Here is a 5,400-nt window from a genome sequence, read left to right on the forward strand (position 1 = left end):
GCCGTCCGCCCTTCCGATCCCCGGCCCCCGCCGACCGCAGCCGTGGCGAGGCCGCCGGCCAGACCGAGAGCCTGCGCGCCGCCGTGGCCGCGGCCGAGCAGCAGCGCGCCCAGGTGGCGCAGCAGCTCGACGCCATGCGCGCTGAGGTCGCGACCGCCGAACGCCGCCGCGCCGAGATCGCCGGCCAGATCGCCGCCACCGAGGCGCGGCTGAACGAGCGCCGGGCCGAGCTGACGGATCTCGAGTCACGCGTGCGCCGTGCGCGCGACGCGCAGGGCAGCGATCCGATGTCGGTGACGGTGCCAGGCCCCGCGCCGCGATAGGCCGGGGGATGGAGCGGGCGAAGGGAATCGAACCCTCGTCACTTGGTTGGGAACCAAGAGCTCTACCATTGAGCTACGCCCGCAACGCCCCCCGTATAGGCGGGCGGGCCGGGTGCGGGCAAGAACCCGCGTGACGCGGATCGCCGCCTGCCTGGCCGCTGCGTGTCGGCACCTCCCGGCTTGACCTTGCGCCCCGCCCGGGCGTAACGACGGGGGTGGCGGTGACGCCCCTCGCGATTTGTCCGGCCAGCTTGCGGCGAGGTTCCCGGCAGGGACGCATCAACCCGATGCGAAAACAAGCGCGCTAAACGGCCGTGGGGATGCCGCGCCGCGTGCAGCCCCCGCCCGCGAAGGGGCCGGACGCCGTTCATTCGCGAAGGGTCCGCCCCATGGCCAGGTCTCGTTCCACCCGCCCGCTCCGCCCCGCCACGCAGCTCGTGCGCGGGGGCCAGATGCGCTCGGGCTTCGACGAGACGGCGGAGGCGATGTTCCTCACCTCCGGCTTCGTCTATGAGAGCGCCGCCCAGGCCGAGGCGACCTTCGCCGGGACCGAGGTGCACTACCAGTATTCGCGCTTCGGCAACCCCACGGTGGCGATGCTGGAAGCGCGCCTCGCCGCGCTCGAAGGGGCCGAGGCCTGCCGCGCGACCGCCACCGGCATGGCGGCGGTCCATGCGGCGATGCTCTCGCACCTCAAGACCGGCGATCGCGTGGTGGCGTCCCGCGCGCTGTTCGGCTCCTGCCACTGGATCGTCTCGACGCTGCTGCCGCGCTACGGCGTCGCGACTGAGTTCGTCGATGGCGCGGACCTGGCGCAATGGGCCGCCGCGCTGTCGAAGCCCGCGACGATGGTGCTGCTGGAGACCCCCTCCAACCCGATGCTCGAGATCGTGGACCTGCGCGCGGTGTGCGACCTGGCGCACAAGGCCGGCGCGCTGGTGGTGGTGGACAACGTGTTTGCCACGCCGCTGCTGCAGAAGCCCATGCAGTTCGGCGCCGACATCGTGGTCTATTCCGCCACCAAGCATTTCGACGGCCAGGGCCGCGTGCTGGGCGGCTGCGTGCTGGGCTCGAAGAAGTGGGTGGAGGAGGTGCTGCAGCCCTTCATCCGCAACACCGGCCCGTCCATCAGCCCGTTCAACGCCTGGGTGATCCTGAAGGGGCTCGAGACGCTGCACCTGCGCGTGCCGGCCATGTGCCGCAGCGCGGCCGCCGTGGCCGACATGCTGGCCGAGCGCAGCGAGGTGGCGCGCGTGCTGTATCCGCTCCGCGCCGACCATCCGCAGCAGAAGCTCGCCATGGCGCAGATGTCCGCCGGCGGCACGGTGGTCACCTTCGATCTCAAGGGCGGCAAGGATGCGTGCTTCCGCTTCATGGACGCGCTGGAGCTGATCGACATCTCGAACAACCTCGGGGATTCCAAGTCGCTCGCGACGCACCCGGCCACCACCACGCATATGCGCGTCGGCGCCGAGGAACGCGCGCGGCTCGGCATCACCGACGGCACGGTGCGGCTCTCGGTCGGGCTCGAGGACGTGGCCGACATCATCGACGACCTCTCGCAGGCGCTCGATGCCGTGGCTGCGGTGCCGGCGCGCGCGGCGGAATAGCGGATGGCGCTCGACACCTGGCTCGCCTTCGTCGCCGCCACGGCGGTGATGCTGGCGATCCCGGGCCCGACCATCCTGCTGGTGATCGGCCAGTCGCTGGGCGGCGGCACGCGGGCGGCGCTGCCGCTGGTGGCCGGCGTGGCGCTCGGCGACTTCACCGCCATGACGCTGTCGCTGGCGGGGCTGGGCGCGCTGCTGGCGGCCTCCGCCACGTTGTTCACCGTGCTGAAGTTCGCGGGCGCAGCCTACCTGGTGTGGCTCGGCATCCGCATGTGGCGCGCGCCGGTGGAGCAGGGCGCGGCCGCGCCGGTGACGGCCCGGCGTGCCTTTCGCGAGGCCTATGTGGTGACGGCGCTGAATCCGAAGGGCATCGCATTCTTCGTCGCCTTCGTACCGCTCTTTGTGGATGCGGCGCGGCCCTTCGCGCCGCAGGCGGCGATGTTGGTGGCGACCTTCGTCGGCCTGGCGGCGGTGAATGCGGGGATCTACGCCCTGCTGGCGGCGCGGCTGTCGGGTGCGGTGCGGCGGCCCGCGGTGCGGCGCGCCTTCAACCGCGCGGGCGGCGGCGTGCTGGTCGGCGCTGGGATCGCGACCGCCTCCCTGTCGCGTGCCTGAAGCTCGGCATTCGCCCGGGCGAACCACCCGTTCGGATGCCCGCAAGACGAGACGCCGATGCGCGGGAGTCAGGGCGGCCAGCGCCACGGCGCCATGCCGAGACCAGCCAGGCCGGCCCCGAACAGCGCGAGAGACATCGGTTCCGGCACCACCGTACTGGTCAGCTGGCCGCCCGTGGGCTGGCACGGCCATACCTTCGACCATGGCAAAGCGTGCGGCATTCGGCAGCCAGGCCGGCCACGGCCCGTCCTTGATGTGAGTCATCATCACGCGCCCTGGGAACACCCGCGGCGCATCCGCTGTGGACAAGCCCGCCGCGCGGGGCTTCAAATGGCCTCTGGGGAGTGGCTGCCACATGGCCAGGAAGGAAGAGTTCAGCGCCACCACGCGCGGCATCCGCGTGACGGTGCGCGCCTTCTACCTCGCGGACCAGTCGGAGCCCGAGAGCGGGCAGTATGTCTGGGCCTATCGCGTGGAGATCGCCAATACCGGACGCGAGACCGTGCAACTCTTGCGCCGCACCTGGCGCATCACCGACGGGCTCGGCCGCACCCAGACCGTGCATGGCGCGGGCGTGATCGGCGAGACGCCGGTGCTCGAACCCGGCGGGCGCTTCGAATATACCTCCGGCACGCCGCTCGGTACCGCCTCGGGCTTCATGCAGGGCGCCTATCACATGGTCGTCACCGACAGCGGCGAGAGCTTCGACGTGGACATCCCGGCCTTCAGCCTGGACAGCCCGCATCAGCCCTCGGGCCGGGTGCACTGACGCCCGGCTTGCGCGTTCCGCGCCAGCCCCCATTTGCGTCGGAGAGGAAGGCGCCGTGACGCGTCGGCACGACAACCCGCCCGACGCCCTGCGCCCTTGGAAAGAACCGCGACCCGTGAACATCCATCTGCCCGCCGCCCGCCCCGTGGACGACAACGCCTCCAGCCTGCCGCGCCCGACCCAGCAACAGGCCGAGGACGCGATCCGCACGCTGCTGCTCTGGGCCGGCGACGACCCCAGCCGCGAGGGCCTGCTCGACACGCCGAAGCGCGTGGCGAAGGCCTATCGCGAATGGTTCTGCGGCTATGAGGAAGACCCCGTCGAACTCCTCGCCCGCTCCTTCGAGGAGGTCGAGGGCTACGACGAGATGGTCCTGCTGCGCGACATCCGCGTCGAGAGCATGTGCGAGCACCACATGTGCCCGATCATCGGCAAGGCGCATATCGCCTACCTGCCGAACGGGCGCGTGGTCGGCATCAGCAAGCTCGCCCGCGTGGTCGAGGCCTTCGGCAAGCGCCTGCAGATCCAGGAGAAGCTGACCGCGCAGGTGGCCAACGTCATCAATGACGTGCTCAAGCCCAAGGGTGTCGCGGTGGTGTTCGAGGCCGTGCACCAGTGCATGACCACCCGCGGCGTCCACAAGACCGGCGTTTCGATGGTGACCTCGCGCATGCTGGGCGCCTTCCGTGACGATGCCTCGACGCGGCGCGAGTTCCTCTCGATGATCCAGGGCAACCGCGGCCCCGGCGAGGGCTGAGGGGCGGCGCGCGCCACGCCCGGGCGGGCGCGGCGCGCGGCGCATTCCCCCGCGCGCCGATCCGGCGTAATCCGGCTGGCGCATGAAGATCTGCGAAATCACCAATGTCGATTTCTCGCTACGGCACTTCCTGCTGCCGCTGATGCGCGGCGCGCGCGCGCGCGGGCACGAGGTGGTCGGCGTCTCCGCCGAGGGCCCGCTGCTCGATATTGCCCGTGCCGAGGGCTTCCGCATCGAACCCGTGCCGCTGGCGCGCAGCCTGAACCCGGTGCCGCAGGCGCGCGCCTTCCGCGCCCTGGTCGATCTGTTCCGGCGCGAGCGCTTCGACCTGGTGCATGCGCACATGCCGATCAGCGGCCTTCTCGCGCGGCTCGCGGCCAAGGCCGCGGGCGTGGAGCGCATTGCCTATACCTGCCACGGCTTCCTGTTCAACCAGCCGGGCCCGTGGTGGCGCCGCACGCTGTCGCTGCACATGGAGCGCCTCGGCGGGCGGCTCACCGACACCTTCCTCACGGTCAGCGAGGAGGAAGCGGCGGATGCGAGGCGCCTGCGCATCCATCCACGCGCGACGGCGGTTCTCAACGGGCGCGACCCGGCGCAGTTCCACCCCGACCCTGCCGCGCGCGCGGCGCTGCGCGCGGAACTCGGCGCGGCGCCGGGCGATTGCGTGATCGCCTGCGTCTCGCGCCTGGTGCGCCACAAGGGCCACCCGGAACTGCTGCGCGCGATGGAAGCAACGCCGGAGAACGCCGTGCTCTGGGTGGTGGGCGAACGTCTCGCCTCGGACCATGGCGAGGATCTCGACCCACACTTCGCCCACGCCGAGGCGCTGCTCGGCCGGCGCGTGCGGCGGCTTGGCTACCGCCACGACGTCGCGCGCATCCTCGCCGCCGCCGACGTCTTCTGCCTGCCCTCGCATTTCGAGGGCCTGCCGATGAGCGTGATCGAGGCGATGCTGACCGGCCTGCCGGTGGTCGCCACCGACATCCGTGGCCCGCGTGAGCAGGTGATGGAAGGCGAGACCGGCTTCCTGGTGCCGCCGATGCAGTCGGCGCCGCTCGCCGAGGCGCTGTCGCGGCTGGCGGCGGACCCGGTGCTGCGCGCACGCATGGGCGAGGCCGGCCGCGCCCGCGCACTCGACCGCTTCGACGAGGCGAAGGTGATCGGCCGCACGCTGGACCTGCTGGGGCTGTAGCGCCGGACGGTCGCGGCCGGGCCTCGGGCGGTGCCGACCACGCCCGCGTGCTCTGCCTCGCCCATGGCTACGCGGCCGGCGCGACGCCTTTCTCGCGCGCCTCGCGCGACACGCACCCCGCGCGCCTTGCG

The 5,400-nt window shown here is 71.9% G+C and carries 6 protein-coding genes and 1 tRNA gene; 6 read left to right on the forward strand and 1 reads right to left on the reverse strand.

What is annotated here, in order from left to right:
• A partial coding sequence (locus tag HW578_RS22260) for a hypothetical protein (protein WP_198372904.1) occupies positions 1–323 on the forward strand: 323 nt, incomplete at its 5' end.
• Positions 324–332: 9 nt separating this feature from the next.
• On the opposite strand, the gene HW578_RS22265 is transcribed toward HW578_RS22260, so the two are convergent.
• Positions 333–406 (reverse strand) — tRNA-Gly (locus tag HW578_RS22265).
• Between the two features lie 306 nt (positions 407–712).
• Here HW578_RS22265 and metZ point away from each other — a divergent pair.
• From metZ to HW578_RS22290, 5 genes are all read left to right on the forward strand, one after another.
• Positions 713–1,933 (forward strand): O-succinylhomoserine sulfhydrylase, encoded by a 1,221-nt coding sequence (metZ, locus tag HW578_RS22270; RefSeq protein ID WP_198372905.1) that lies wholly within the window; start codon positions 713–715, stop codon positions 1,931–1,933.
• Positions 1,934–1,936: 3 nt separating this feature from the next.
• Entirely contained in the window at positions 1,937–2,548 is a 612-nt protein-coding gene (locus tag HW578_RS22275) for a LysE family translocator (protein WP_198372906.1), read from the forward strand.
• 355 nt (positions 2,549–2,903) lie between these two features.
• Positions 2,904–3,317, forward strand: a complete 414-nt coding sequence (gene apaG, locus HW578_RS22280) for a Co2+/Mg2+ efflux protein ApaG (protein WP_198372907.1) — start codon at positions 2,904–2,906, stop codon at positions 3,315–3,317.
• 115 nt (positions 3,318–3,432) lie between these two features.
• Positions 3,433–4,074 (forward strand): GTP cyclohydrolase I FolE, encoded by a 642-nt coding sequence (folE, locus tag HW578_RS22285; RefSeq protein ID WP_369407954.1) that lies wholly within the window; start codon positions 3,433–3,435, stop codon positions 4,072–4,074.
• Positions 4,075–4,156: 82 nt separating this feature from the next.
• Positions 4,157–5,269: a glycosyltransferase family 4 protein gene (locus HW578_RS22290; RefSeq protein ID WP_198372908.1), complete on the forward strand. Its 1,113-nt coding sequence runs from the start codon at positions 4,157–4,159 to the stop codon at positions 5,267–5,269.
• The last annotated feature ends 131 nt before the right edge of the window (positions 5,270–5,400 follow it).

Origin of the sequence: Roseomonas rosulenta, assembly GCF_016106005.1 — a bacterium.
Lineage (GTDB): Bacteria > Pseudomonadota > Alphaproteobacteria > Acetobacterales > Acetobacteraceae > Neoroseomonas > Neoroseomonas rosulenta.

Coding starts and splice junctions, on each gene's coding strand:
- HW578_RS22290 (WP_198372908.1), top strand. CDS start 4,157: ATGAAGATCTGCGAAATCACCAATGTCGATTTCTCGCTACGGCACTTC.
- HW578_RS22275 (WP_198372906.1), top strand. CDS start 1,937: ATGGCGCTCGACACCTGGCTCGCCTTCGTCGCCGCCACGGCGGTGATG.
- metZ (WP_198372905.1), top strand. CDS start 713: ATGGCCAGGTCTCGTTCCACCCGCCCGCTCCGCCCCGCCACGCAGCTC.
- apaG (WP_198372907.1), top strand. CDS start 2,904: ATGGCCAGGAAGGAAGAGTTCAGCGCCACCACGCGCGGCATCCGCGTG.